Origin of the sequence: Streptomyces sp. NPDC002574 (assembly GCF_042889545.1) — a bacterium.
GTDB lineage: Bacteria > Actinomycetota > Actinomycetes > Streptomycetales > Streptomycetaceae > Actinacidiphila.
Genome location: NZ_JBIARB010000001.1, coordinates 147,923 through 174,795, shown reverse-complemented (window position 1 = coordinate 174,795; position 26,873 = coordinate 147,923). Strand labels below are relative to the sequence as shown.

Here is a 26,873-nt window from a genome sequence, read left to right as displayed (position 1 = left end):
CAGTGCTCCTCCGTACATTCGGCTGGTCGCTCGGCGTCACCGCCGTGGGCTTGGCCCTCGCCGGCTTCCTGTGGGGTGCGGAAGGTCTCGCACTCGTCGCGATCCTCTCTGTCCTGGAGATCTCGCTCTCGTTCGACAACGCGGTGATCAACGCCGGAATCCTCCGGAAGATGAACGCCTTCTGGCAGCGCATCTTCCTGACGATCGGCATCCTGATCGCCGTCTTCGGCATGCGGCTGGTCTTCCCGATCATCATCGTGTCGATCACCGCCAAGATCAGCCCGATCGACGCGATCGATCTGGCGATCAACAACAAGGACCAGTACGAACACCTGGTGACCTCCGCCCACCCGGCGATCGCCGCGTTCGGCGGGATGTTCCTGTTGATGATCTTCCTGGACTTCATCTTCGAGAGCCGTGAGCACACCTGGCTGTCCTGGCTGGAGCGCCCGCTGTCCAAGCTCGGCAAGCTGGACATGCTCTCGGTGGTCGTCGCCCTGGTCGTGCTGCTGGTCACCGCCACCACCGTGGCCACCGCGGTGGCCCACGGCGGCGGCGACAAGACCTCCACCGTGCTGCTCGCCGGCGTCGGCGGTCTGATCACCTACCTCGTCGTGGGCGGCATCTCCAGCTACTTCGAGGACCGCCTGGACGAAGAGGCGGACGAGGCGGACGAGGAGCTGGAGGAGGTGGCCGGCGGCGGCAAGCCGAGCGGCAGCGGCTCCAGCGCCGTGGGCCTGGCCGGCAAGGCGGCCTTCTTCCTCTTCCTGTACCTCGAGGTCATCGACGCCTCGTTCTCCTTCGACGGCGTCATCGGCGCGTTCGCCATCTCGAACGACATCTTCATCATCGCGCTGGGCCTCGGCATCGGTGCGATGTACATCCGGTCGCTCACCGTCTACCTGGTCCGCAAGGGCACCCTGGACGACTACGTCTACCTGGAGCACGGCGCGCACTACGCCATCGGCGCCCTGGCCGTCATCCTCCTGGTCACCATCAAGTACGAGATCAACGAGGTCATCACCGGCCTCGTCGGCGTTGTCCTGATCGGTGCCTCCTACTGGTCGTCGGTGGTGCGAAACCGCCGCCTCGGGGAAAGCTCCGAGCAGCGGGACGACAACGACAAGACGGAAGTGACGAGCGGGGTCTGAGCCCCGGCGCACGACCGGTCCGGGCCGCCGCCCTCCGCCCGCAGGGCGGAGGGCGGCGGTACGTCAGGGGAGGGGCGGAGCCCACATGTGGAACTTTCTGCGGCCCAGCGGCGGCTTCAACGTGCAGTTCGACCTGGCGAACGCGCACACCATCGAACTCACCCGGCGCCACCAGGTCGTCTCGCTCACCAAGCAGGGAGCGGCCGTCGGCAATCTGCGGATCAACCTGTCCTGGCAGATGCGCACCTCCGACACCGGCGGCTGGAACCAGCGCGGCGGCTCCTGGCTGAACCGCCAGATGCACCTGTTCCGGCCCGAGCCGGTGCAGGCGGCCGGTCCCGCCATGGTCAACGTCGACCTCGACCTGGCCTGCATGTACGAACTCGCCGACGGCACCAAGGGCGTCGTCCAGCCGCTCGGCAACTTCCTCGGCGACCTGGACGCCCCGCCGTACATCCAGATGAGCGGGGACGACCGCTTCGGCGGCTCCTCGGGCGAGACGCTCTACATCAACCTCGACAAACGCGACGAGCTCAAGCGCATGCTCGTCTTCGTCTACATCTACGACGGCACGCCGGCCTTCGACCGCACCCACGCCAAGGTGGAGATCTTCCCCAGCTCCGGGCCGCGCATCGAGATCCCGCTCAACGAGCGCGAGCCGCAGGCCCGGTCCTGCGCCGTCGTGCTCATCGAGAACAAGAAGGGCGATCTGACCGTGCGGCGCGAGGTCAAGTACGTCTACGGCTTCCAGGCCGAACTCGACCGGCTGTACGGCTGGGGGCTGCAGTGGGGCCGCGGCTACAAGAGCAAGGTGTGACGCCGGCCCGCCCGCGGCCCGCGGTCAGCGGCGCTCCTGGAACTGCGGGCCCTGCGGGGGCAGCGTGACGCCCTGCTGCGGCTGGGGGTACCCGTAGGCGGGGCCGGGCGCGGCCGCGGTGGCGGCCGGCTGCTGCGGCGGGTAGCCGTAGGCCGGCGCCGGTGCGGTCGGCTGCTGCGGATAGCCGTAGGCGGGGGCCGGCACGGTCGGCTGGGGCTGCTGCGGGTAGCCGTACGCGGGCTGTGTGGCCGGGGCGGGGGCCGGGGCCTGCAGGGTGTACGCCTCCGGCTCGGCGGTCACCGGGACCGTGGGCGGCACCGGCTGCGGCAGCGAGGTCACCTCGCCGTCCGGCCGCGGCTGCTGCGGCGGGGCCTCGACCAGGTCGCCCTCGTCCACGGCGATCCCGAACTCGGTGGCCAGACCCTCGAGGCCGGACACGTACCCCTGCCCCAGCGCGCGGAACTTCCAGCCGCCGGAGCGCCGGTACAGCTCCCCGCAGATCAGCGCCGACTCGTCACCGGTGTCCGGGACGACGTCGAAGAACGCCAGCGGCTCGCCCTCGGAGCCGGCCGTGGCGGCGACGTCGTACAGCAGCACCCGCAGGTCCGAGACGAGCGCGAAGGGGCCGCCGTCGGAGGAGGCCGCGATCACCACCCGCTCGACGCTCGCGTCGAGGGCGGACAGGTCCACCTCCACCGCGTCCGTCAGCCCGGCCGGCTCGCTGCGCTTGGGCAGGTGCCGTGCCACGCCCGCCGGGTGCCGGGGCTGGTTGTAGAAGACGAAGTCCTCGTCGGAGCGCACCCGCCCGTCCGTCCCGACCAGCAGCGCCGACGCGTCGACGTCCGGTATCCCCGCGCCCGGGCTCCAGCGCAGTACCGCCCGCACGCCCGAAGCCGGCACCGGGATGTTCGAGCCCTTCACCATCGCCTGCGTCATGCCCGTCATCCTGCCCTCCCGGGGGCCGCGGTCACAACGCGGGGCACAACGGGACCGCCCGCCACGGACCGGCCGACATCCCGCCGACGCGAGGGGGTTACCTGATTTTCATGCATGACGGGAACGACCCGGGTGACCCCACACGTACGATAATCGGCCACGGCGTCGGGGGACGCTTCCCGCCCCACCACCCACCACCTGCCACGGGGGAACGTATGCGCCACTTCGCGCACCTCGCGCCGGACGTACGGAACGAACTCTTCCACCGCGAGCCCGGCGAGTTCACCGCCGACTCGCCGGCCGCCACGCTCGCGGTCGCCCTGGGGGCGACGCTCTACAGCCCGGCGACCCGCCCGAGCCTGGCCGAGGACATCCTCAAGCAGTCCGCCCGCGGCGTCGTCTCGATGGTGCTGTGCCTGGAGGACTCGATAGACGACCGCGAGGTCGTCGCGGGCGAGGAGAACCTGGTCCTCCAGTTCGGCGCGCTGGCCGCCCGCATCGGGGACGCCGACCCGCCCCTGCTCTTCATCCGCGTCCGCACCCCGGAGCAGATCACCGACCTGGTGCGGCGCCTCGGCGAGACCGTGCGCCTGCTGTCCGGGTTCGTGCTCCCCAAGTTCACCGAGGAGTCCGGCGTCCCCTTCCTGGAGGCGCTCGCCGCCGCCGAGGGCATGTGCGGCCGCCGTCTGTTCGCGATGCCGGTCCTGGAATCGCCGCAGCTGCTGCACCTGGAGTCGCGCACCGAGACGCTGTACGGCATATCGCGGACCGTCGACAAGTACCGCGAACGCGTCCTCGCGCTGCGCCTGGGCGTCACGGACTTCTGCTCCGCCTACGGACTGCGCCGCTCGCCCGACATGACCGCCTACGACGTCCGCATCGTGGCCTCCGTCATCGCCGACGTCGTCAACGTGCTCGGCCGCGCCGACGGCACCGGCTTCACGATCACCGGCCCGGTGTGGGAGTACTTCCGGCACTCCGAGCGCATGTTCAAGCCGCTGCTGCGGCACAGCCCCTTCGTGCCCGAGGCCGTCGACCTGCGCGACGCCCTCATCCAGCGCGACATGGACGGCCTGCTCCGCGAGATCGAGCTCGACCGCACCAACGGACTGCAGGGCAAGACCTGCATCCACCCCTCGCACGTGCAGCCCGTGCACGCGCTGAACGTCGTCTCCCACGAGGAGTGGACCGACGCCGCGGACATCCTCCACGAGGACCGCAGCGGCGGCGGCGTCCTGCGCTCGGCCTACACCAACAAGATGAACGAGGTGAAGCCGCACCGCGCCTGGGCCGAGCGCACCGTGCGGCGTGCCGAGGTCTTCGGCGTGGCGCGGGAGGAGACCAACTTCGTGGAGCTCCTCGCCGCGTGCGTGCCGTCATGACCGGCATCCACCGGGAAAGGGCCGTCCCCATGGCAGCAGAGCCCGTCTGGTCCGGGCAGTGGGTCGCCGACCGCCTCGGCATCGCCCTGCGCGGCGAGGGCCTGAGCGATCTGCTGGGCCTCGCCCTGCGGCGCAACCCCAAGCGCGCGCACCTGCTCGTCTCCAATGTGCTGGGCAAACACGTCCCGCAGCGGCCCGGGGCCGTCTACGCGGCCGGGCACGGGCTCGGCGTGCGCGTGCGCGACCTGCTCGGCGCCGACGCGGCGGCGCGCGCGGTCGTGCTCGGCTACGCGGAGACCGCGACCGGCCTCGGCCACGCCGTCGCCGACGGCCTCGGCACCGCCCCCTACCTGCACTCCACCCGGCGCCCGGTGCCCGGCGTGACGCCGGTCGGCGGCTTCGAGGAGGAGCACAGCCACGCCACCTCCCACCTCCTGCTGCCCGAGGACCCCGCGCTGCTGGCCGGGGACGGGCCGCTGGTCCTGGTCGACGACGAGTTCTCCACCGGGCGCACCGTGCTCAACACCGTCCGCGCGCTGCACGCGCGCTACCCGCGGGACCGGTACGTGGTGGTGGCCCTGGTCGACATGCGCTCGCCCGCCGACCGGGAACGGCTCACCGCCGTCGCCGCCGAACTGGGTGCCGCGGTCGACCTGGTCGCCCTCGCCTCGGGCGGGGTCGACCTCCCCGAGGACGTGCTGGAGCGGGGCCGGGCGCTGGTCGCCGCGCACGGCGGCGACGCCCCCGCCGCGCACCCGGTGCCGGACGGCGCCCGCCCGCTGCCGGAACGCGTACCCCTGGACTGGCCGGCCGGCGTGCCCGACGGCGGCCGGCACGGCTTCACGCCCGAGCACCGCGCGCGCCTGGAGGCGGCCCTCCCGGCGATGGCCGCCGCACTGGCGGCACGGGCGAGGGGCGCGGCAGGCGGCGGCCGGATCCTGGTGCTGGGCAACGAGGAACTGATGTACGCCCCGCTGCGCCTCGCCCAGGCCCTCCAGGACGCGCTGCCGCACGCGGAGGTCCGCTTCTCCACCACCACCCGCTCGCCCGTGCTCGCGGTCGACGACCCCGGGTACGCGATCCGCACCCGGATCGTCTTCCCCGACCACGACGCGCCCGCCGACGGCCCCGGCGAGCGCTACGCCTACAACGTCGCCGGCGCCGCCTTCGACACGATCGTCGCGGTCGTGGACAGCGCGGGGGACACGCCCGCGCTGCACGCCCCGGACGGGCTGCTCGCGCGGCTCGCCGCACACACAGAAAGGCTGCTGCTCGCCGTGGTGCCTTCGTACGAACCCCGCACCTCCCCGGGGCTGCCGGAGCCGCTGCGCGGCCCCGCGTTCTCCTCCTACGCGCCCGAAGAGGTCGGCTGGCTGCTGAAGGACCTGTCGGACGTGGAGCTGGAGGCCCCGACCGAGGAGCGCGAGGAGGCCATCCAGAGCGGCGGCGCGCACTACGCGGAGTCGCTGCCCGAGGAGTACCAGCCGAGCGCGGAGTACCAGGAGCTGTTCCGGGCCGCCCTGGAGGAGTCCGCGGACCGGATCGCCCGCGCCGTCGGCGCCGTCACCGACCTGGTGCTCGCCGAGCGCGGCCCGGACGCGGTGCTGGTGTCGCTGGCCCGCGCGGGCACGCCCGTCGGCGTGCTGATGCGGCGCTGGGCCCGGCACGCCCACGGCCTGGACCTGCCGCACTACGCGGTCTCCATCGTGCGCGGCCGCGGCATCGACACCACCGCGCTTCGCTGGCTGGCCGGGCACCACGACCCGGCCCGGGTGGTCTTCGTGGACGGCTGGACCGGCAAGGGCGCGATCACCCGTGAACTGGCCGAGGCCGTCGCCCCCTTCGGGAACTTCGACCCGGAGATCGCGGTGCTCGCCGACCCGGGGTCCTGCGTGCGCACCTTCGGCACCCGGGACGACTTCCTCATCCCGTCCGCGTGTCTCAACTCCACCGTCTCCGGCCTGATCTCGCGCACCGTGCTGCGCTCCGACCTGATCGGCCCGGACGACTTCCACGGCGCGAAGTTCTACCGCGAGCTGGCCGGCTCGGACGTCTCCACGCTCTTCCTCGACACGGTCGCCGCCCGCTTCGACGACGTGGCCGAGGACGTGGCCCGCGACCTCAAGGAACTCCAGGCCGCCGACCGCACGCCCACCTGGGAGGGCTGGAAGGCCGTCGAGCGGATCAGCGAGGAGTACGGCATCGGGGACGTCAACCTGGTCAAGCCCGGCGTCGGCGAGACCACCCGGGTCCTGCTGCGCCGCGTGCCCTGGCGGGTGCTCGCCCGCCGCGGGGCAGGCGCGGACCTGGCCCACATCCGGCTGCTCGCCGAGCAGCGGGGCGTCCCGGTGGAGGAGGTGGACGACCTGCCGTACTCGTGCGTCGGGCTGATCCACCCGCGCTTCACCCGGGGCGCGACCGGTACCAACGGAAAGGCCGTGACGGCCCAGTGAAGCAGCGTCCGGACCAGCGCACGCTCGTCGCGAGCGACCTCGACCGCACCCTCGTCTACTCCCCGTCGGCGCTCGCCCTGACCGTGCCCGACGAGGACGCGCCACGCCTGCTGTGCGTGGAGGTCCACGAGGGACGGCCGCTGTCCTTCATGACAGAGACCGCCGCCGGCCTGCTCCAGAAGCTCGCCGCGGTCGCCGAGTTCGTCCCCGCGACCACGCGCACCCGCAAGCAGTACCGGCGGATCAACCTGCCCGGCCCCGTGCCGCGTTACGCGATCTGCGCCAACGGCGGGCACATCCTGGTCAAGGGCCACACCGACCACGACTGGAACGCCGAGATGCGCCGCCGCCTCGCCGAGGGGTGCGCGCCGCTGGACGAGGTGCGGGAGTACATGGCGCGCACCTCAGACGAGTCCTGGCTGCGCAAGGAGCGCGTCGCCGAGGACCTGTTCGTCTACCTCGTCGTCGAGCGGTCCGCGCTGCCCGAGAACTGGGTGAAGGAACTCGCCGAGTGGGCCGAGGAGCGGGGCTGGACGGTGTCGCTCCAGGGCCGCAAGATCTACGCCGTGCCCCGGCCGCTCACCAAGTCCGCCGCCCTGGCCGAGGTCGTCCGCCGCACCGGCGCCGAGCACGTCCTGGCCGCCGGCGACTCCCTCCTGGACGCGGACCTGCTGCTCGCCGCGCACACCGGCTGGCGCCCGGGCCACGGCGAGCTCGCCGACTCCGGCTGGACCGCCCCGCACATCGACCCGCTCACCCTGGCGGGCGCGGCGGCGGGCGAGGAGATCCTGCGCCGGATGCTCAGCGTGTCCCGTCGCTGATCCGCAGCACACGGGTGGCCGCGCTGCGCGTCGACTCGACGCGCAGCGCGTTCGGCCGCTCACTGGCCTCGATGAAGGCGCGCGCCTCGTCCTCGGTGCGACCTCCCGTCACATGCCGTACGCGCAGCCGCTCCTCGCGCACCGCCCGGTCGGTCTCCAGGAACCACAGCTCGTCCAGCAGGTCCCGCACCTCGTGCCAGCCGGGGCCGTCGTCGGCGAGGTAGTTCCCCTCGGTCACCACCAGGCGGACGTCGTCCGGCACCGCGATGCCCGCGGCCACCGGCTCGTCCAGCGCCCGGTCGAAGTCCGGCGCGTAGACCGTGCGGCCCTGCGCCGCGCGCAGCCGCCGCAGCAGATGGACGTAGCCGTCCACGTCGAAGGTCTCCGGCGCGCCCTTGCGCCCGCGCAGCCCCAGCCGGTCCAGCTGGGCGTTGGCCAGGTGGAAGCCGTCCATCGGGACGTGCACGGCCGTGTCCGCGCCGAGCCGCGCGTTCACCCCGTCCACCAGCGACCTGGCCAGGGTCGACTTGCCCGCGGCGGGAGCTCCGGCAACACCCAGCAGCACCCGCCTTCCTGGCATGCTGGGCACCAAGGCGACGGCGTCATCCACGTACATGCCCGCCACCTTAAGGAGCAGCCGTGACCGACACCAAGAATCCCCCGCTCACCCCCGAGCTCTACGCCTACGTACTGGACCACAACCCGCCCCTGGACCCCGTCCAGCGCGAGCTGGTCGAGATCACCCACGCCCGCTTCGGCGACGCGGCCGGGATGCAGTCCGCCCAGGAACAGGGACCGCTGCTGGCCTTCCTGGTCCGGCTGCTGGGCGCCCGGAACATCGTCGAGGTCGGCACCTTCACCGGCTTCTCCGCGCTCTCCATGGCGCAGGCCCTGCCCGCCGGGGGCCGCCTGCTCGCCTGCGACATCTCCGAGGAGTGGACCGCCGTCGCCCGCGAGGCGTGGGCCAAGGCGGGCGTGGACGACCGCATCGACCTGCGGATCGCGCCCGCGCTCGACACGCTCCGGGCGCTGCCCCAGGAGCCCGCGATCGACCTCGTCTACCTGGACGCCGACAAGGAGAACTACGTCGCCTACTGGGAGGAACTGGTGCCCCGCATGCGGCCGGGCGCGGTCCTCGCGGCGGACAACACCCTGTTCCACGGCCGGGTGGCCGACCCCGCCGCGGGCGGCGCCGCGGGGGCCATCCGGCGGTTCAACGACCACGTCGCGGCCGACTCCCGCGTCGAGGCCCTGCTCCTGACGGTCGCCGACGGGCTGACCCTGGCGCGCAAGCGCTGAGCCCTGGCTAACCTGTGCACATGCCCCGATACGAATACCGCTGCCGGTCCTGCGGCACCACCTTCGAGCTGAACCGGCCGATGGCCGAGTCCTCCTCCCCGGCGCAGTGCCCGTCCGGGCACGACGACACCGTCAAGCTGCTGTCGGCCGTCGCCGTCGGCGGCACCGCCTCCGCCGCGGGCGCCGCCACCGGCCCGTCCGGCGGCGGGGGTTGCTGCGGCGGCGGGTGCTGCGGCTGACGCGCCGCGGCAACGTCCGATAACCGCTCGCGGGCACGGGCCCCGGGCGGGACACTGCCCGCGTGACGGAACAGCGGGCAACAGGGCGCACGGTCGATGTCGTGGTGACGTACGACGGGGAACGGCTCGGCGGGACGGGTCCCTTCCCCGTCGTGACGCGGTGGTGGTCCGACGTCACGGAGGTCGTGGCACACCTGGAGGCCCTGCTGGGCGTGCCGGTGGTCGTGCTCCGGCTGCTCCGCACCCACGGCGGCGAGGGCGGCCGCGACGGGTCGGTGACCTACCACGCGGAGGCACTGCGCCGGCCCCGCGACGGCGCGCTCCGCGAGGACGCGGCCGGGCCGGACGTCGACGGCCTCCTGGGACCGGCGGACCTGCGCGCCGACTGGGCGACGACGACCGGCCTGTGGTCCGGCCTGACGTGGGCCTTCGACGCGCTGGGCGGCGGCACGGCCGAGCAGGTCAGGACGTGGAACCTGTCCGGGCTGTTCCGCATGACGCCGAAGGACGGCCGCACGGTGTGGCTGAAGACCACCAACCCCCGCTTCAACGCCTGCGAGGCCACGGCCATCGGCCTCTTCGCCGCCGGGGACCGGGCGTTCGTCCCCGACGTCGTGGCGGCCGACACACCGCAGCGGCGCGTGCTGCTCGGTCACGTGGACGGCAAGGACTGCTACGGGGCCGCCCCGGACGTCGCCGGCGCCGCCGTGCGGCGACTGGCCGCCGCCCAGGCCGCCATCGCCTCGACGACGCCTCCGCCGGGGCTGCCGGACCGCACCCCGGCCACCCTGCCCGGCCTGCTGGACCGGCTGCTCGACGGCGAGGCCGGCCGCGACCTCGCCCCGCAGGAGGCAGCCGCGGCACGCCGGCTGACCGCGCGGCTCCCCGCGCTGATCGCGGAACTCGACGCCTGCGGGCTCCCGCACACCGTCGTGCACGGCGACTTCCACCCCGGGAACTGGCGCAGCGACGGCCGGCGCATCGTGATGATGGACTTCGCCGACAGCCACTTCGGCCACCCGGTGCTCGACGGTCTGCGACCGCGCGACTTCCTGGACGACCGCAGTTGGCGGCAGGCCGCCGACGCGTGGGTCCAGGCCTGGTCGCGGCTGGTGCCCGGATCCGATCCGCGGCGTGCGCTCGCGGTGGGCGCGCCGCTGGCGCGTCTGCTGTACGCCGTTCGGTACCAGGAGTTCCTGGACAACATCGAGCGGAGCGAGCGCGTGTACCACGCGGGCGGTCCCGCCGCCGAGATCCGCGCGGCGCTGGCCGCCTGAGTTTTTTCCCCGCCCACCCTCCCGGGTGCCCTGTGAAGTCAGGTGCCCCGGCGCGTGTTGCGGGGTGGGCCGGGTTCGGGGCGTCCGGGGCTGCACGTCCTGGACTGGCATATTTACGCGCCTTTCCAGCACCTGCTCATCCCGTCCCGGCCCGGATACTGCGCACAAATATGCCGCACCGTCCAGAACATCCACCCCTGCACCCCCGCCCCCTCCGTAGTTGTCGCGCCTGATCCCCGGAGGGGGGTGGTTGGCAGTGACGGCTGGGCACCTGGACAGCGCCGCGCCAACGAATGGCCCGAGCACGGTGCCGTCTCCACCCGCCCTCCGGGGATCAGGCGCTTGGAACTACGGAGGGGGCGGGGTCGGAGGGTGGGTGTTCTGGACTGTGGAGCATATTTGGGTGCACGACCCGGAGTGACCGATCCAGGGTGCTCGAGGCACCTAAATGTGCTGTCCAGAATGGCCAGCCCGGAGGCCCCGAACCCGGCCCGCCCACCGCGCGCGCCGGGGTCACTGACTTCACAGGGCACCCGGGAGGGCGGGCGGGGAAAAAACCTACCCGGACAGCCAGCGCAGCGGCACCGCTAGGGGCGGCCCGCCGCGCGGTCCTCACGGATCGCCGCGACGACGTGCGCGGCGGCATCGCGTACGGCCGCCATCTCCTGGAGGAAGTGCCACCAGTCGGGGTGGCGGCCCTCCAGACCGGCGACCGCGCGGTCGAGCCGCCCGACCGCGTCGTCGAGCGGGCGCGCGTGCCGCGCTTCCGGGGTCGAGCGCCCCTGCATGGCGAGGCGCTGGGCGTCGCGGAGGGCGAAGCGGGTGCGCTCGATCTCGCCCTGGGGGTCCTTGCTGACCTCGTTGAGCCGGCGCAGCCGGTCCCCGGCCGCGGAGACGGCGCCGTCGGCGTCGTCGAGCTGCGCCCGTACGGTCGCCAGGAGCGCCGTGGCGTCCGGCCAGCGCTGTTCCTCGCGGGCCTTGGCGGCCTCCACCAGTTTCTGTTCGGCGTGCCCGACCGCCTCCGCGGCCCGCTGCGGGACCGGCTGGAGATCCTCCCAGCAGGCCATGGAGAACCGCCGCCGCAGCTCGCTGAGGACCGGTGTGACGCCCTCGCTGCGGGTGGCCAGGGCCTGCGTGCGGGTACGCAGCGAGACCAGGCGCTTGTCGATCTCGCGGGCCCGCTCGGGGAGCCGTTCGGCCTCGGCGCGGATGCCCTCCGCCGTGCGCAGGACCTCGTCGGCGCGGCGGATGGTCTCCTGGATGCCGTGCCGGCCGGCGCCCTGGTTGAGTTTGGTCAGTTCCGGGCCGAGCGCGGCGAGCCGGGCGGCCAGGTCGTCCGCGCGCAGCCCCGACGCGCGTACCGCGTCCAGGGCGTTGGAGGCGGCGAGCAGGGCCTGCCGGGCGCGTTCGACCGCGGGGGCGAGCCGGGCGAGCTGGGTCTCGGCCTTCTCCAGCAGCGGCGTCAGGTTGCCGGCGAAGGTGTCCAGGTCGGTCCTGGCGCGGGTCAGCTCGTCCTTGGCGCGGGTGAGCTCGGTGCGCGCGCGGGCCGCGGTCGAGGCGTCCAGCTCGTCGTGGTCGAGGTCGTAGGCGTCGACGGCGGCGATGTAGCCGGCGCTGACCTGGTCGATGCGCTCGCCCAGCGCCCGGAAGTCCGCGACGGCGCGCCGCGCGGCCGGGGTGTCGTCGACCGCGGTGACCGTCTCTATGGAGATCACGAGGTCGCGCTGGGCCGTGTCCAGCTCGTAGAAAGCCTGCGCGGCGGCGTCCTTCGCGGCCTGGGCGTCGGCGCGCAGATTGTCCCCACGCCGCCACCACGAGCGTGCCGTCGTCACAGTCGCCCTCTCCCGCAGGTCCGCCGCCGGTGGTTGTCCGCTCCAGTCTCCCACCCGGCAGGGACGAATACACGGGCCGGTCGGTTGCGTCAGCCGGCGTCCGCCCCGACGACGTTCACCGATCCGTCGGACGTCCGGACCGTGACCGTACGCGGGCTGTGGTCGTCGCGGGGCACGTCGACGCGCACATGCCCGTCGCCGGAGCTCGCGCTCACCTTGTACCCCTGCTTGGGCAGGGAGACCCGCACGGAACCGTCACCGCTGCGGGCCTCGACGCTGTCGGGGGCCCGTACGAACGCCAGCGTCAGCGAGCCGTCCGAGGTGTGCGCGGTGACCCGTCGGGAATTCAGGCCCGTCGCCTCGATCCGGCCGTCGCCGCTGGACAGCTCCAGGGGGCCGGTCACGTCGCGGACCCGGACCGAGCCGTCCTTGGTGGTGAGCGTGAGCGGGGTGGTGAAGCCACTGGCCTCCACACGGCCGTCCCCGTTGGTCACGGTCACGGTCACGTCGCGCGGCACCAGCACCTCGTGCCGGGCGGAGCAGTTCTGCATCACGCCCTGGCAGGAGACCCGGAACTTCAGGGTGTGGCCGTCCATCGACCAGGTGGCCTTCGGGGTGTCGCCGAGCACCGACCAGCCGTCGAACCAGCGGGTGACCTCGACGTCATGGACGTCGGCGGGCCTGACGACGACCGCGCTGTCGGCGGCGTCGATGGTCAGCCGGGTGCCGTCCAGCGCGAAGTCGCGCTTTTCGGGCCGGGTGTCGTCGGAGGAGTCCGCGCAGGCGGACACCGTCATGGCGAGTGCCACCGCGCCGGCGGTGGCGGCCAGGGTCCTGAGGATGCGCTTGCGTTGCGTCGTGTCCGTCATGTCAAGGACGGTACGGAGAGCGCCGCGGAGCCGGAATCAGGCCGCCCACCGGATGCGGGGTGGGGCAAACCCCCCGTTCGGCGCGGGGGTCAACGGCCGTGCTCGCGGCGGACGGTGGGCCGCGTGGGGCCGCCGTGCGCCGCGAGCACGCGCCGCCGCTCCCGGGGGCCGCGGTCGCGCGGTCCCCGGACGCGGGTCGGGCCGGCCGGGCCGGTGCGTGCTACTCCCCGCGGCGGGCGATCTCGACGTTCTCCAGCACGCCGAGGGCGTCGGGGACCAGGACGGCCGCCGAGTAGTAGGCGCTGACGAGGTAGGAGATGATCGCCTTCTCGTCGATGCCCATGAAGCGGACGGACAGGCCCGGCTCGTACTCGTCCGGAAGTCCCGTCTGGTGCAGGCCGATCACGCCCTGGTTGTCCTCGCCGGTGCGCAGCACCAGGATCGAGGTGGTGTTCTCCTTCGTGATCGGGATCTTGTTGCACGGCAGGATCGGCAGGCCGCGCCAGGAGGGCACGTGGTTGCCGTGCAGGTCGACGGTGTGCGGCACGAGGCCGCGGCTGTTGAACTCGCGGCCGATGGCGGCGATGGCCCGCGGGTGCGCCAGCAGGTACTGGGCGCCGCGGCGGCGGCTGATCAGCTCGTCGAGGTCGTCGGGGGTGGGCGGCCCGGAGTGGGTGGTGATGCGCTGCCGGTAGTCGGCGTTGTTCAGGAGCCCGAACTCGCGGTTGTTGATCAGTTCGTGCTCCTGGCGCTCGCGCAGCGCCTCGATGGTGAGCTTCAACTGCTGCTCGACCTGGTTGTAGGGCTGGTTGTACAGGTCGGCGACGCGGCTGTGCACCCGCAGCACGGTCTGGGCGACGCTCAACTCGTACTCGCGCGGCGAGAGTTCGTAGTCCACGAAGGTGCCGGGCAGCTCGTGCTCCCCGATGTGGCCGGAGGCGAGGGCGATCGCCTTCTCGCCGTACTTGTTCTGAGCCTGCTGGGTGCCGCTGACGAATCCGGCGACGTGCTCGCGCAGTCCGTCGGACTGCTGCATCAGGGCCTGGAAGGCCTGGCGCGGCAGGGCGAGGGCGGTCACGGTGGTGGCGGCCTTGGCGGTCCAGTCCCAGGTGGCGTCGGCGGCGGCCAGCCCCTCGGAGCCGAAGTGGTCGCCGTCGGCGATGGTGCCGACCACGCCCTGGCCGTCCCACTTGGTGGGCGCCAGCTTGTTGATCTTTCCGTGGGCGACCAGGAAGACGTGGTCGGCCGGTTGCCCCGCGGAGACGATCACCTCCCCGGGCGCGAACTCCCGTTGCTCGAACTGACCGGCCAGCGCCGCGAGCACGGCGCCGTCGTCGAATCCGCGCAGCAGGGGCAGTTCGCCGAGCTCCGCGGGGATCACCCGCACCTGGGAGCCGGTCTGGACGAAGTCGACGCGCCCGTCACCCACCGAGTAGCTCAGTCGCCGGTTGACCCGGTACGCGCCGCCCGCCGCCTGGACCCACGGCAGTACCTTCAGCAGCCAGCGCGAGGTGATTCCCTGCATCTGCGGCGTGGATTTGGTGGTCGTCGCCAAATTCCGCGCCGCAGCGGTGCTCAGACTCTGCTGAGACTGGCCGTTCTCTGTCGCCGACTCCGACGCGACACCCGGCTCAACCGTCATGAATGGTCCTTCCCTTGCGGCCTCGTGGCCCACGCGCTCAAATGCGTGGTTAATGCAATCAATTCACCGTGAAACGACGTTCGCTGTGGGAGCCCCCTGCCCTCGGCCGCTGTCCTCACGGAAGCTACCCAGGGGACAGAGCGACCTGCACTCACTCGTATGGATGAGAATCCGGAATGGGCGACTTGGGTAGATCCGAGGGCTTCCGTTCTTCCATCGGCTCCCGTGTACCGAATCGTGACCATGGGCGGGGGTCTGTCGGGCGGTCGCGCATCGGCTGAGGTCACGGCCTCGCGGCGAGCGCGCGGAACGGCGCCATCGCAGGGTGATCAAGGTGACTCCCCGGTAATTCGCGTGCTATTCCCCAACCCCGCCATCGATGATGAGGAAAACGTCACGCGCCCCCGGGGGGATCCTCGGCGGGTCTCTGGCGTACGCTGTACGGCTGAGGGCGGGTCGCAGAAGAACCGCTTCTGCGCGACACCGCCACACCCCCGGAGGGCGCCGCGCACCAGAGGGGGAGAGGAGGCGCGGTGCTGACCGGAGCGGGCTCGCTGTTCGACTCACCGTGGATCTACGCCCTGGTCGCCGCGTCCATCGTGCTCGACGTCTTCGTGCCAGTGATGCCCAGTGGCGTCCTGCTCATCTCGGCCGCCACTGCCGGCACCACCGCCGGAGGCGCCAGCGGCATCCTCGACGTGGTCGTCCTGCTGCTGTGCGCCGCCACCGCCTCCACCCTCGGCGACCTGGCCGCGTACCGGCTGGCCTGGCGCGGCGGGGACTGGCTCGACCACCGGGTCGCCAACTCCCGCCGGCTGTCCTCCGCCCAGGAGGTCCTCGGCGCGGTCCTGGCCCGCGGCGGCGGCGCGCTCGTCGTGCTGGCCCGCTTCGCACCGGCCGGCCGTTCCGTCGTCAGCCTCACCGCGGGTGCCTCGCACCGCAGGGTCCGCGAGTTCCTGCCCTGGTCCGCGCTGGCGAGCCTGGTCTGGGCCGCGTACAGCGTCGGCCTCGGCTACGCGGGCGGCCATTGGCTCGGCGCCGGCTGGCTCGGCACCGCCACCTCCGCCGTCGCCCTGATCGGCTCCGGCTCGATCGCGGCGTACGTCTTCCAGCGCGAGCGCCGCACCCATTCCGTGGTGCCCGTCACCCTGCCCGTGCAGGCCACGGCCACCCCCGACCGGGCGGCGGTGGCGGAGGCCCACTGAGGCCCCGTCCGCCGATGGCGGCCCCCCGGCACCCGTGCAAACATCATTACGGGCATCGCCGGTGCCGGGGGCGGCAGCTGCACGGACGCACGGACGGAGGCCCCGGATGCGACTCGGGCCGCTCAACGGCCTCGTGGCCGTGATCCTCGCCGCCATCGCCTTCGCCCTCCAGGGCGACACCCCCGGCGTCGGCAGCTCCGGCTTCACGGTCCGGCTCTTCTACACCGAGCACGACACCGCCCAGGGCATCGGCCTGTACCTGCTCCTGGTCGCCGGGATCTTCCTGGTCTTCTTCGCCGGGAGCCTGCGTCACGCGCTCGCCAGGACCGACCGCTCCGGCTGGCTGCCCGATGTCGCCCTCGTCGGGGGCGCGCTCGCCGCCCTCGGCTTCTGGATCAGCGCCGGGCTCACGCTCTGCCTCATCGAGGCGGGCGGTGAGCAGATGGTCGGCGGCGGCGCGCTGCAGGCCCTCAACGTGCTCAGCGGCGACCTGTTCATGCCGTTCCTCGGCGGGGTCGGCCTGATGCTGCTGGCCGCCGGGATCAGCACCGCCCGGTCCTCCGGGCCGCTGCCGCACTGGCTGGGGTGGATCGCCTTCGTCCTCGGCGTGCTGATGTTCGTCCCGTTCGCCGGCTTCATCGGCCTCGGCCTGGCCGGCCTGTGGATCATCGCCGTGAGCGTGTGGCTCGCCGGACCGCCCCGGCGGCGTCAGCCGCAGCCCGAGCAGGCCCGCTGACGTGCTCTAGCGGATCCTGCGGTAGACCGTGCCGTCCGCCGAACGTTCCAGCCAGCCGTCGTCGACGAGGTACCGCCGCAGGGCCGCGCAGTCGTCGTGCACCGTGCGCAGGACCCCGTTGACCTCGGTCTCGCCGTAGGCGCGGCCGGACACGAACAACGTCTCGGCCAGGTGCCGGAGCAACTGCTCGCGGCGCGCCGCGCGGCGGGGGACGACGGTCAGCCGCCCGTCGCGGAACAGGGCCGACACGGCGTGCGCACCGGTCTCGGTCACGGGACTCTCCTTCGTACGGACGATTCGGCGACTGCTGCGCAGCCTGACACGCCCGCCCCGGCCCCGGCACCTGAATTCCGGCTGGCACGATGGGGGCATGAGCATTGTGAAGATCAACGCCCTGACCGTTCCGGCGGAGCAGCGCGAGGTCCTGGAGAAGCGCTTCGCCGCCCGCGCCGGCGCCGTGGAGAACTCCGACGGCTTCGAGTGGTTCGAGCTCCTGCGCCCCCTGGAGGGCACCGACCAGTACCTGGTCTACACGCGCTGGCGCAGTGAGGAGGACTTCAAGAACTGGATGGCCGGCTCGATGCGCGAGGCCCACCAGGGCGGCGGCGAGGGCCGCCCTCAGCCCGCCGCCACCGGTTCGACGCTGTGGTCCTTCGAGGTCGTCCAGCAGGCCGCTCCCCAGCAGGCCTGAAGGGCCCCGGCCGGACGTGAGCCGGTGAGCGCGTCGTCGGCCCGGCCCCTGCTCTTCCTGGACGTGGACGGGCCGCTCAACCCGTACGCGGCGAGGCCGGCCCGCCCGCCGGACGGGTACGCGACGCTGCGCGTGCCGCCGGTGGGCCTGGCGACGGCGCCGCTGCGGGTGTGGCTCAACCCGGCGCACGGCCCCGCGCTGCTCGCCCTCGGCTACGAGTTGTGCTGGGCGACCACGTGGATGGCGGAGGCGAACACCTGGATCGGCCCGGTCCTCGGGCTGCCCCGGCTGCCGTACGTCGACTTCACCGACGTGCTGTTCGCCCACCGGCCGGACCTCGTGCACTGGAAGACGGCGACGCTGGTGGCGCACGCCGCCGGACGCCCGTTCGCCTGGGTGGACGACGAGCAGAGCCCGGCGGACACGGCGTACGTCGCCGCCCACCACCCCGCGCCGGCGCTGCTGCACCACGTCGATCCCCGGGTCGGCCTGCGCGAGCCGGACTTCGCCGCGCCGGCCGCCTTCGCCGGGGGCGGGTAGCTACGCGGCACGCCCCGGGCCGTGCCCGGGGCGGTCCTGGTCCTGGCCGCACAGCTCGCCGGTCAGCCGGGTGAGCAGGGCCGCCAGATCGTCGTGCCGTTCGGGGTCCCAGTCGCCGAGCAGGTCGGCCAGGAGCTTGCGGCGTGCCTCCGTCAGCAACGCGGCGATCTCCTGGCCCCGCTCGGTGAGCACCAGCGGATCGCCCTCCCGCACGGCCAGTCCGCGCTCCTCGACCTCCCGGGCGGCGCGGTCGATGACCTCCGCCGGGACCGTCGTCTGGCGGGCCAGTTCCGCGGGGTCGGCGCTGCGGGCCCGGGCCAGGTAGAGCAGCAGCCAGCCGGAGGCGGGGTGCAGGTCGAGCCCGGCCAGCCGGACGATGCGGACGTACAGGTCGCGGCCGGCCTGGCGGCCGCCGAGGACGCTCAGGCAGCGGGCGATCTCGTCGAGCGAGGAACGGCTCACGGGGTTGGTGCCGATGGTCTCGCTGGCGTCGGGCACGGTGACCGACCGCCGCAGCGGCTCCTCCTTGAGGAACCAGGCCAGGACGAAGGCGACCGCGCACACCGGTACCGCCCACAGGAAGACACCGGTGATGGCGGTGGAGTACGCGTGCAGCACCGGCCCGCGCAGGTCTGCCGGGAGCGCGCCGACCCCGCGCGGGTCGGCCTGCACGACCGCGGGGTCGAAGCCGGGCGGCAGCGTACGGCCGGAGAGCGCGTCGGTGATCCCGCGGGCCAGGCTGGTGGTGAAGATCGTGCCGAAGATGGAGACGCCGAAGGACGCGCCGATGGAGCGGAAGAAGGTCGCGCCCGAGGTGGCGGTGCCCAGGTCCTCGTAGCCGACGGCGTTCTGCACGGCGAGGATCAGCACCTGCATCACCAGGCCCAGCCCCAGCCCGAACACCAGCAGGAAGGTGCTCAGCACCCAGACCTCGGTGTGCTCGTCGAGCCGGTGCAGCAGGAACAGGCCGACGATGGTGACGGCGGTCCCGGAGATCGGGAAGACCTTGTAGTGCCCGGTGCGCGAGACGATCTGGCCGGAGCCCGTGGAGGCCACCAGCATGCCGACCACCATCGGGATCATGTGCACGCCCGACCACGTCGGCGAGTAGCCGTGCACGACCTGGAGGAAGGTCGGCAGGAAGGTCAGCGCGCCGAACATGGCGAAGCCGACGACGAAGGAGATCACCGAGCAGAGCCAGAAGGTGCGGATCCGGAACAGCCGCGGCGGCAGCACCGGTTCCTCCGCCCGCAGCTCGATCAGTACGAACGCCGCCACGAGCAGCACGCCCAGCACGGCGAGCCCGATGATCCGCCACGAGCCCCAGGCCCAGGTGGTGCCGCCCAGCGAGGTCACCAGCACCAGGCAGGTCGCCGCGGCCGCCACCACCGCCATGCCCCAGTAGTCGATGCGGTGCGAGGTGCGGCGGACCGGGATGTGCAGCACGGTGGCGATCACGGCGAGCGCGACCAGCCCGATCGGCAGGTTGACGTAGAACACCCAGCGCCAGCTGAGGGTGTCCACGAACAGCCCGCCGAGCAGCGGCCCGAGCACGCTGCTGGCACCGAACACCGCACCGAAGACGCCCTGGTAGCGCCCGCGTTCACGGGGCGGCACGATGTCGCCGACGATCGCCATGGACAACGCGATCAGACCGCCGCCGCCCAGGCCCTGCAGCGCGCGGAAGGTGATCAGCTCGCCCATGCTGCGGGACAGTCCGCACAGCGCCGAGCCGATCAGGAAGATCACGATCACGGCCTGGAAGAGCTTCTTCCGGCCGTACATGTCGCCGAGTTTGCCCCACAAGGGGGTCGCCGCGGTCGACGCCAGCAGGTAGGCGGTCACCACCCAGGACAGATGGTCCAGCCCGCCGAGGTCGCTGACGATGGTGGGCAGCGCCGTGGACACGATCGTCTGGTCCAGGGCGGCCAGCAGCAGGCCGAGGGCGAGCGCGCCGATGGCCAGGCGTACGGCCCGCCGGTCGCCGATCTCGACGGGACCGGCCGGGGCCGGTCCCCCGGGGGCCTTGGTGTCCTCGATGTCGTCCCGCGCCATGTCGCTCCGCTCGGGCACCGGGGTGCCCGGTACCGCCTGCCCGTCACTTCTTCACGAAGATTCACACCCATTCCACATCATGCGCGCGGTTTGTACGACCGGCGGAGGTGGAGGCGGCTGCGCGGCTCCGGCGGCCTGTCTGCATAATCACTGCGACTGTCAGGACGTCGGGAGGGGGCGCCGGTGGCGTCGCAGGGGCCGGGATCTCCGGAGGACGAGTACGAGTACGAGTCGCTGCGCGTGCGGCCGTACGTTCCGGGGCCTGACCCCGACGGGCACGGCGGGGAGCCGGCACCACTGCCCAAGGCGCTGCGCGACGCCGACGAGGAAGCCGCCGCGGCGGACGTCGACTTCATCGACCTCGGCACGGTCTCGTCCGCCGACCGGCTGCCCGTCCCGGTGTCGCAGGCCTCGCGCGAAATGGAACGGTACGTGCCGGCGGGGACCGCCCCTGCCACCGCCCCTGCCGGTCCGGCCCGTCGCCGCCGTGCCGCGGGACCGCGCCGGGCGGCGGTGATCGCGGGTGCCGCGGGCGCCGCGGTCGTCCTCGCCGTCGGGGCCGTCCTGCTGACGGCGCACCTGACGAAGGTTCCGGACCGCACCGAGGCCGTCCCGGACCGCGGCGCCTCCGAACCCGCGCTCGAACTGCCGCCGAGCGCACGGCCGACCGCCGCGGCCGGCGCGTCGGCGTCCGCCTCCCCGAGCGAGAGCCCGTCCACCCTGGCCTCCAGCAAGGGGCTGAGCTCGGCCACCGCCCAGTACCCCGGCGTCACCGCGACACCCTCCGCGTCGCACGCCCCGGCCTCCGCGCCCGCCTCCGCGTCCGCCCCGGCCACCGGCGCGACGTCCGAGCCCCCCGCCAGCACGCCCCCCGCCGCCCCCGCCACGCTCCGGCCCGGCGACAGCGGAGCCCAGGTCGTCGAGCTCCAGGACCGCCTGCGCAAGGCCGGCCTGTACTACCGCGACTCCGACGGCCAGTACGACCAGGGCGTGAGCCGCGCGGTCTCCCGCTTCCAGTACTTCCACCACGTCACGGGCGATCCGGAGGGCGTCTACGGCCCGAACACCCGCAAGGCCCTGGAGGAGGCGACCGCCTAGCCCGCCGCGCCTCCCGGCGCGCGGGGCTGGCAGGATCTGTCCCGTGGCGATCGACGACTTCGGACCGGTGGGCTTCCAGCTCGTGCTGCTGCGCCGGATGGCCGACCACCGGCCCGAGCTGGTCGAGGAGGCGCTGCGCACGCTCGGCGTGAGCCGCACCGACATGCGGGAGGCCAACCGCCGCTGGCAGGCCTGGGGCCACGCCCGCGGCTTCCCGCGCGGCGAGCGGCGCTACCGCGCCGTACTGGGCCCGCCCGAGGCGATCACCCAGCGCCGCGTCGGCGACCTGGTCTGCCCCGCCTCCCTGTGGCCCGTGCCGCTCTGGCCGACGCTCCGCTTCGAGGTGCTGTGCGCCCCCGGCGGCGGCGCGGTCTGGAACGAGTGGCTGGTGCGCGCCCCCGGGGAGGTCGGGCCGCGGCCCGCGACGGCCGACGAGATCGAACCGTGGTCCTGCACGGTCGACGAACTGGCGCACGCGTTCCCGCCGGCGACGCCTCTCGAGGGCGATGCGCCGACGCGGTGGCGGATGGCGTTCACGGATCCCCTTGACGGGGGGACGCGGATCGCGCACTTCACGTATGGCCTGTTCCAGTCCGTGGACCGCGTCTAGGTTTTTTCCCCGCCCGCCCTCCCGGGTGCCCGGCGAGGTCAGGGTGCCCCGGCGCGCGTGGTGGGTGGGCCGGGTTCGGTGCCTCGGGCACCCTGGATCGGTCACTCCGGGTCGTGCACCCAAATATGCTCCACAGTCCAGAACGCCCACCCTACGACCCCGCCCCCTCGGTTTCGTCATGCGCCTGATCCCCGGAGGGGGGTGGAGACGGGACCGTGCACGGGCCACCCGTCGGCGCAGCGCTGTCCAGGTGCCCAGCCGTCACCGCCAACCAACCCCCACCGGGGATCAGGCGCCACAAACAACGGAGGGGGCGGGGGAGTTGGGGGCACCCCCGGCCGGAGGTTGGGGGGAGGGCGGGAGGGCGGGGAAAGAATCGCGCCAGAGGGGAACTGGCAGGGCCCCGTTGGCGCGCCCACAGCGCGAAACGGACTGGTTGCCTGGAGGTCGCGGACGGGGCGCGAAGGGCGCCCCCCGCATCGCGGAAAGGCGACCCCCATGACTGGAACACCCCGTATCACCACGCCCTTCGACGGCAGTTCGACCGCCGCCGAGGTCATCGCCGGCGTCGACCTGACCGGCCGCCGTGCCGTCGTCACGGGCGCAGCCTCCGGCATCGGCGTCGAGACCGCGCGGGCGCTGGCCGGGGCCGGCGCGGAGGTGACGCTGGCGGTGCGCGACACCGCGGCGGGCGAGCGGGCGGCGGAGGACATCCGGGCGTCGGTCGACGACGCCCGGGTGCACGTCGCGCACCTGGACCTGACCGACCTCCCGTCGGTCGCGGAGTTCACCTCCGCGTGGTCGGGCCCGCTGCACCTGCTGGTCAACAACGCCGGCGTGATGATGACGCCCGAGACCCGTACGCCGTCCGGCTGGGAGCTGCAGTTCGCGACCAACCACTACGGCCACTTCGCGCTGGCGACCGGGCTCCACCCGGCACTGGCGGCGGCCGGCGGCGCGCGGGTGGTCGCGCTGAGTTCCGTGGCGCATCTGCGTTCCGGTGTGGACTTCGAGGACCCGCACTTCCTGCGGCAGCCGTACGACCCGTCCGTCGCGTACGCCCGTTCCAAGACGGCCAATGCGCTCTTCGCCGTCGAGGCGCAGCGGCGCTGGGCGGACGACGGGATCACCGCCAACGCCGTGCACCCCGGCGCGATCCTGGAGACGGGGCTGAGCCGCCACATGAGCCAGGAGGCCCTGGACGGCGCGGTCGCGAACGGGGGCTATACCTTTAAGACGCGTGAGCAGGGCGCGGCGACGTCCGTCCTGGTCGCGACCTGGGCGGCGCTCGACGGGGTGGGCGGCCGCTACTTCGAGGACGGCAACGAGGCGCTGCCGCACGAGCCGGGTATGCACGGCGGGGTCGCGGCGCACGCCCTGGACCCGGAGGCGGCCGCGCGGCTGTGGGAGATGTCGGCGGACGCGGTCCTGCCGGCGCGTACCTGACGCGGACCGAGGGGCCCCCTGGCGCGATGCCCGTGCGGTTTTGTATCGTGTAGGAACAAAGTGGTTCCGCCCGTTTCCCCTGACCGGCGGGCGGGCCACTTGTCCTGTTCTTCCGAGGGAGCCTTCATGTCGCCGTCCACCACCGTTCCCGCCCGCGCGCTGCTGCTGGACATGGACGGGACGCTGGTGAACTCCGACGTGGTCGTCGAACGCTGCTGGCGCCGCTGGGCCGCGGAGCACGGCCTGGAGGGCGACGCCGTGATGAAGGTGGTCCACGGCCGCCAGGGCTACGCCACGATGGCCGTGCTCCTCCCGGAGCGCCCGATGGCGGAGAACCTCGCCGACAACAAGCGCCTGCTGGCCGAGGAGACCGCCGACGTCGACGGCGTCGTGCCGATCGCCGGCGCCCCCGCCTTCATGACCGCGCTGCGTGATCTGCCGCACGCCCTGGTCACCTCGGCGGACGACGCCCTGGCCCGCGCCCGCATGGGGGCCGCGCGGCTGCCGCTGCCCGACGTGATGATCACCGCCGAGAGCGTCAGCGCCAGCAAGCCGGACCCCGAGGGCTTCCTCAAGGGCGCCGCGGAACTCGGTTTCGGCCCGGAGGACTGCGTGGTCTTCGAGGACTCCGAGGTCGGCATCGCCGCCGCCAAGGCCGCCGGCATGCGCGTGGTCGGCGTCGGCCCGCGTGCCGCCGCGCACGCGCCCACCGCGCACGTGGACTCCCTGGAGCAGGTGCGCGTCGAGACCGCGCCGGAGGGCGGCCTCGTCCTGCACATCGGCTGACGCCCGGGGAGACGCGGCCGGAAACCTGCGTGTGATCCGCCCGGCGCGGTGACATGCTGACGGGGTGAGCGGGCCGGAGATCGGGATCAGTTTCGCCTCCGGGCTGCGGCTCTTCGCCGCGGCCCCACGGCGTGAGGGACGGACGAGCGTGGTCACCGACGGGGTGTCCTCGCTCGGGCATGTGGTGGAGTCGCTGGGGGTGCCCCTCACCGAGGTGGGCAGCCTGGTGGTCGACGGCCGCGAGGCGCCGTTCTCGCACGTGCCGCGCGCCGGGGAGCACGTGGACGTGTGCCCCGTCGCCCGCCCGCAGGCGGTGCCCGGAGCGCCGCTGCGCTTCCTGCTCGACGTGCACCTGGGCACCCTGGCGCGGCGGCTGCGGCTGCTGGGCGTGGACGCCGCGTACGAGAGCGCGGACATCGGGGACCCGGCGCTCGCGCGGCGGTCGGCCGCGGAACGGCGCGTACTGCTCTCCCGGGACCGCGGGCTGCTGCGGCGGCGCGAGCTGTGGGCCGGCGCGTACGTCTACAGCGACCGGCCCGACGAGCAACTGCGCGACGTGCTCAGCCGGTTCGCCCCGGAACTGGCGCCGTGGACGCGCTGCACCGCCTGCAACGGGCAGTTGGAGGACGCCGACAAGCACGCCGTCCTGGAGCACCTGGAGCAGGGCACGCGCCGCAGCTACGACGTCTTCGCGCGCTGCACGGCGTGCGAGCGGCTGTACTGGCGCGGCGCCCACCACGCCCGCCTGGAGGCGATCGTCGAGGACGCGCTGAGCGAGTTCGGGCGCCCGGCCGCCTGACCGCGTCGCGGCCGGGGAGGCGCGTCCCGTCCTGCTCGCCGCCCGCGGCGACCCGTGCGGAGACATCGCGCTCCGGCACGGCCTCGCGCGACGCGAAGCAGCGCAGCACGCGCAGCCTAGAGACCCCCGGTCTGTTGTTATCGGACCGGGGGTCTGCTAGCTTCCCATTCAACGGACCGACGGTCTGTTGATGCTTCGCCCGTTCTCGCTCCCGGGAGTGCCCATCTACGAGATCCCCGACCGCACCGGCACCTTCGCCGTCGTCACCGGAGCCAACAGCGGCACCGGCAAGGAGGCGGCCCGCCGTCTCGCCGAGGCCGGCGCCCGGGTCGTCCTGGCCGTACGCACGCCCGCCAAGGGCGAGCAGGCCCGCGCCGAGATACTCGCCCGGCACCCGCACGCCCGGCTGGAGGTGCGCCGGGTCGACCTGGCCGACCTGGCCTCCGTCGAGGCGTTCGCCGAGGCGATCGTGGCCGACGGCACCCCGCTGGACCTGCTGGTCAACAACGCCGGGGTGATGTCCCCGCCCACCCGGATGACCACGGCGGACGGGTTCGAGCTGCAGATAGGCAGCAACTTCCTCGGCCCCTTCGCGCTCACCGTGCGCCTGCTGCCCGCCCTGCTCGCGGCCTCCGCGCCCCGCGTGGCGACGATGAGCAGCGGCTCCGCCAACTTCGGCCGCATCGCCTTCGACGACCTGCAGTGGGAGCGCCGCCGCTACCACCCGTTCCTCTCCTACGGCCAGTCCAAGCTCGCCGACCTGATCATGAGCGTCCACCTCGCCCGCGTCGCGGCCGAGCGCGGCTGGAAGCTGCTGAGCACCGCGGCGCACCCCGGATACACCCGCACCAACCTCCAGACCGCCGGTGCGAGCCTGGGGCGCGAGACGCCGTACCGGCCGAACCCGGCCCTCCGTGCCCTCAACGCGCTGCTGCCCTCGCAGGCCGTCGAGCCCGGTACCGAGCCGCTGCTGTACGCGGCGACCGGCCCGGACGCCGTCGCCGGCGGCTACTACGGGCCGGGCGGGCGCTTCGGCCTGGTCGGTGCCTCCGCCCCGGCCCGCATCACCCGCCGGGCCCAGGACGCCGCGGTCAACGCCCGCCTGTGGGCCGAGGCCGAGCGTCTGACCGGGGTCGCCCTCCCCGCCCCGGCCGCGGGGACGGCCGGGACCGGGCAGCGCTCCGGGAGCTGACCCGCGGCGGGCGCGGGCGCCCGGGACTCAGCCGGCGAACGCCTCGTACAGGCTGAAGCCGGCCAGCAGCACCATCACGGCCGCCGCGACCTTGGTGATCAGCCGCAGGGGGACGTACTTCATGAGGGTGCGGCCGCCCAGGATGCCGATCGCGCCGACGGCCCACAGGCCCAGCACGGCGCCGAGTCCGACGGCGATCGGGTCGTCGTAGCGGGCGGCGAGGTTGGCGGTCATGATCTGCGTGAGATCGCCGAACTCGGCGACCAGGATGAGCATGAAGCCGGCGCCGGAGACCTTCCAGAAGCTCTGGTCGGCCGGGGCCTTGACCTCCTCCTCGTCCTCGTCCTTCTTGAACAGCAGCACGGCCGCGCCCGCGAGGAAGAGCAGGCCCACCACCCCCTGCACCCAGCGGTGGGGGAGCAGGGTCAGCACGCTGCCGGCGGCGATGGCCAGTGCCACATGGACCAGGAAGGCCGCGGCCACTCCGCAGAAGACGTACGAGGCGCGGTAGCGCGTACCGAGCATCAGCCCGGCCAGCGCGGTCTTGTCGGGCAACTCGGCCAGGAAGATGACGCCGAAGGTGATGGCGGCGACGGTGAGGCTGAACAACGGACTTCCTCTGGGTTCGGGCCGCACCAGGAACTCCGTGAAGGGGTCGCTTCGGCACGGCAGCGTCTGACACTGCGGCCGAAGGTCTCGCTGGCCCGGTCCGCCGCCGTGCCTCGCGGGCGACGATGACGCGTGTACCGGGCTCCGGGCGCCGGCCTGGCCGTCATCCGTTGTGCCTGAGCACATTCCACCGGCTGGTGGACGGGCGACGGACGGGCAGTATGTCGACGGTCCGGCGAGGAGCTACTCCCCTTCTGCTGCTCCCAGTCTACCGGCTGCCGGGCGGTGCGCCTCGGGGCCGCCCGTCGGGGGAGCGGGGGCAAAGGACGTGTCCGGGGCGGGGGTTGGGCGCGGGGAGTGCGGGCCCCGCCCGGCCGGCGGTGTGACG

Annotated in this window: 26 protein-coding genes; 18 read left to right on the top strand and 8 right to left on the bottom strand. The window is 73.3% G+C overall.

Features of this window, described 5'->3' with window-relative positions:
- Positions 1–2: 2 nt before the first annotated feature.
- Positions 3–1,151, top strand: coding sequence for a DUF475 domain-containing protein (locus tag ACFYXS_RS00850; RefSeq protein ID WP_389242348.1), 1,149 nt, complete (start codon positions 3–5; stop codon positions 1,149–1,151).
- 85 nt (positions 1,152–1,236) lie between these two features.
- Positions 1,237–1,968, top strand: a complete 732-nt coding sequence (locus tag ACFYXS_RS00845) for a Tellurium resistance (RefSeq protein ID WP_319662591.1) — start codon at positions 1,237–1,239, stop codon at positions 1,966–1,968.
- A gap of 24 nt (positions 1,969–1,992) precedes the next feature.
- On the opposite strand, the gene ACFYXS_RS00840 is transcribed toward ACFYXS_RS00845, so the two are convergent.
- A complete protein-coding gene (locus ACFYXS_RS00840; protein WP_389242346.1) occupies positions 1,993–2,904 on the bottom strand; it encodes a TerD family protein in 912 nt (303 codons plus the stop codon).
- Between the two features lie 215 nt (positions 2,905–3,119).
- Between ACFYXS_RS00840 and ACFYXS_RS00835 the strand changes: the two genes are divergently transcribed.
- Genes ACFYXS_RS00835 through ACFYXS_RS00825 form a run of 3 tightly spaced genes read left to right on the top strand, consistent with a single transcriptional unit; the run spans position 3,120 to position 7,560 of the window.
- Positions 3,120–4,286: an HpcH/HpaI aldolase/citrate lyase family protein gene (locus ACFYXS_RS00835; protein ID WP_389242344.1), complete on the top strand. Its 1,167-nt coding sequence runs from the start codon at positions 3,120–3,122 to the stop codon at positions 4,284–4,286.
- A gap of 29 nt (positions 4,287–4,315) precedes the next feature.
- Positions 4,316–6,739, top strand: a complete 2,424-nt coding sequence (locus tag ACFYXS_RS00830) for a phosphoribosyltransferase (protein ID WP_389242342.1) — start codon at positions 4,316–4,318, stop codon at positions 6,737–6,739.
- Complete coding sequence (locus tag ACFYXS_RS00825) at positions 6,736–7,560, top strand: HAD family hydrolase (RefSeq protein ID WP_389242340.1); 825 nt, start codon at positions 6,736–6,738, stop codon at positions 7,558–7,560. The genes ACFYXS_RS00830 and ACFYXS_RS00825 overlap by 4 nt, the downstream gene beginning before the upstream one ends.
- On the opposite strand, the gene ACFYXS_RS00820 is transcribed toward ACFYXS_RS00825, so the two are convergent.
- A complete protein-coding gene (locus ACFYXS_RS00820; RefSeq protein ID WP_389242338.1) occupies positions 7,541–8,176 on the bottom strand; it encodes a nucleoside/nucleotide kinase family protein in 636 nt (211 codons plus the stop codon). The genes ACFYXS_RS00825 and ACFYXS_RS00820 overlap by 20 nt on opposite strands.
- Positions 8,177–8,199: 23 nt before the next feature.
- Between ACFYXS_RS00820 and ACFYXS_RS00815 the strand changes: the two genes are divergently transcribed.
- The 3 genes from ACFYXS_RS00815 to ACFYXS_RS00805 all read left to right on the top strand — a co-directional run bounded on the left by ACFYXS_RS00815 (position 8,200) and on the right by ACFYXS_RS00805 (position 10,375).
- The gene (locus ACFYXS_RS00815) at positions 8,200–8,859 is read left to right on the top strand and encodes an O-methyltransferase (protein ID WP_389242336.1); all 660 of its coding nucleotides are present in this window, start codon (positions 8,200–8,202) and stop codon (positions 8,857–8,859) included.
- A 20-nt stretch (positions 8,860–8,879) separates the two neighbouring features.
- Positions 8,880–9,098, top strand: a complete 219-nt coding sequence (locus tag ACFYXS_RS00810; RefSeq protein WP_319662584.1) for a zinc ribbon domain-containing protein — start codon at positions 8,880–8,882, stop codon at positions 9,096–9,098.
- Positions 9,099–9,160: 62 nt separating this feature from the next.
- Entirely contained in the window at positions 9,161–10,375 is a 1,215-nt protein-coding gene (locus ACFYXS_RS00805) for a phosphotransferase (RefSeq protein ID WP_389242333.1), read from the top strand.
- A gap of 587 nt (positions 10,376–10,962) precedes the next feature.
- On the opposite strand, the gene ACFYXS_RS00800 is transcribed toward ACFYXS_RS00805, so the two are convergent.
- The 3 genes from ACFYXS_RS00800 to ACFYXS_RS00790 form a co-directional block, all read right to left on the bottom strand.
- Positions 10,963–12,207 (bottom strand): hypothetical protein, encoded by a 1,245-nt coding sequence (locus tag ACFYXS_RS00800; protein WP_389242331.1) that lies wholly within the window; start codon positions 12,205–12,207, stop codon positions 10,963–10,965.
- Positions 12,208–12,296: 89 nt separating this feature from the next.
- Complete coding sequence (locus tag ACFYXS_RS00795; RefSeq protein ID WP_389242329.1) at positions 12,297–13,076, bottom strand: DUF4097 family beta strand repeat-containing protein; 780 nt, start codon at positions 13,074–13,076, stop codon at positions 12,297–12,299.
- Positions 13,077–13,296: 220 nt separating this feature from the next.
- On the bottom strand, positions 13,297–14,718 hold the full coding sequence (locus ACFYXS_RS00790) for a family 2B encapsulin nanocompartment shell protein (protein WP_389242327.1): 1,422 nt from the start codon (positions 14,716–14,718) through the stop codon (positions 13,297–13,299).
- 533 nt (positions 14,719–15,251) lie between these two features.
- Between ACFYXS_RS00790 and ACFYXS_RS00785 the strand changes: the two genes are divergently transcribed.
- The gene (locus ACFYXS_RS00785) at positions 15,252–15,923 is read left to right on the top strand and encodes a DedA family protein (RefSeq protein ID WP_389242325.1); all 672 of its coding nucleotides are present in this window, start codon (positions 15,252–15,254) and stop codon (positions 15,921–15,923) included.
- A gap of 106 nt (positions 15,924–16,029) precedes the next feature.
- Positions 16,030–16,659 (top strand): hypothetical protein, encoded by a 630-nt coding sequence (locus ACFYXS_RS00780; protein WP_389242323.1) that lies wholly within the window; start codon positions 16,030–16,032, stop codon positions 16,657–16,659.
- A 6-nt stretch (positions 16,660–16,665) separates the two neighbouring features.
- On the opposite strand, the gene ACFYXS_RS00775 is transcribed toward ACFYXS_RS00780, so the two are convergent.
- On the bottom strand, positions 16,666–16,932 hold the full coding sequence (locus ACFYXS_RS00775) for a DUF2087 domain-containing protein (protein WP_389242321.1): 267 nt from the start codon (positions 16,930–16,932) through the stop codon (positions 16,666–16,668).
- Positions 16,933–17,029: 97 nt separating this feature from the next.
- Here ACFYXS_RS00775 and ACFYXS_RS00770 point away from each other — a divergent pair, with 97 nt between their 5' ends.
- Both ACFYXS_RS00770 and ACFYXS_RS00765 read left to right on the top strand, forming a co-directional pair.
- The gene (locus tag ACFYXS_RS00770) at positions 17,030–17,350 is read left to right on the top strand and encodes an antibiotic biosynthesis monooxygenase family protein (protein ID WP_389242319.1); all 321 of its coding nucleotides are present in this window, start codon (positions 17,030–17,032) and stop codon (positions 17,348–17,350) included.
- Between the two features lie 24 nt (positions 17,351–17,374).
- Entirely contained in the window at positions 17,375–17,890 is a 516-nt protein-coding gene (locus tag ACFYXS_RS00765; RefSeq protein ID WP_389242317.1) for a hypothetical protein, read from the top strand.
- Here ACFYXS_RS00765 and ACFYXS_RS00760 read toward each other — a convergent pair whose 3' ends face one another.
- On the bottom strand, positions 17,891–19,945 hold the full coding sequence (locus ACFYXS_RS00760; RefSeq protein WP_389243464.1) for an MFS transporter: 2,055 nt from the start codon (positions 19,943–19,945) through the stop codon (positions 17,891–17,893). It lies immediately after the preceding gene.
- A gap of 183 nt (positions 19,946–20,128) precedes the next feature.
- On the opposite strand from ACFYXS_RS00760, the gene ACFYXS_RS00755 reads away from it, so the two are divergent.
- From ACFYXS_RS00755 to ACFYXS_RS00730, 6 genes are all read left to right on the top strand, one after another.
- Complete coding sequence (locus ACFYXS_RS00755; protein ID WP_389242315.1) at positions 20,129–21,043, top strand: peptidoglycan-binding protein; 915 nt, start codon at positions 20,129–20,131, stop codon at positions 21,041–21,043.
- Positions 21,044–21,140: 97 nt separating this feature from the next.
- Entirely contained in the window at positions 21,141–21,653 is a 513-nt protein-coding gene (locus ACFYXS_RS00750; protein ID WP_389243463.1) for a hypothetical protein, read from the top strand.
- Positions 21,654–22,151: 498 nt separating this feature from the next.
- Positions 22,152–23,099, top strand: coding sequence for an SDR family NAD(P)-dependent oxidoreductase (locus ACFYXS_RS00745; protein ID WP_389242313.1), 948 nt, complete (start codon positions 22,152–22,154; stop codon positions 23,097–23,099).
- Between the two features lie 126 nt (positions 23,100–23,225).
- Positions 23,226–23,885, top strand: a complete 660-nt coding sequence (locus tag ACFYXS_RS00740; RefSeq protein WP_389242311.1) for an HAD-IA family hydrolase — start codon at positions 23,226–23,228, stop codon at positions 23,883–23,885.
- Positions 23,886–23,949: 64 nt separating this feature from the next.
- Positions 23,950–24,684 carry a Mut7-C RNAse domain-containing protein gene (locus tag ACFYXS_RS00735; protein ID WP_389242309.1) on the top strand — a complete coding sequence of 245 codons (735 nt, stop codon included), beginning with the start codon at positions 23,950–23,952 and terminating at the stop codon, positions 24,682–24,684.
- Positions 24,685–24,874: 190 nt separating this feature from the next.
- Complete coding sequence (locus tag ACFYXS_RS00730; RefSeq protein ID WP_389242307.1) at positions 24,875–25,876, top strand: SDR family oxidoreductase; 1,002 nt, start codon at positions 24,875–24,877, stop codon at positions 25,874–25,876.
- Positions 25,877–25,903: 27 nt separating this feature from the next.
- Here ACFYXS_RS00730 and ACFYXS_RS00725 read toward each other — a convergent pair whose 3' ends face one another.
- Positions 25,904–26,485 carry a TMEM165/GDT1 family protein gene (locus tag ACFYXS_RS00725; protein ID WP_389242305.1) on the bottom strand — a complete coding sequence of 194 codons (582 nt, stop codon included), beginning with the start codon at positions 26,483–26,485 and terminating at the stop codon, positions 25,904–25,906.
- Between the last annotated feature and the right edge of the window lie 388 nt (positions 26,486–26,873).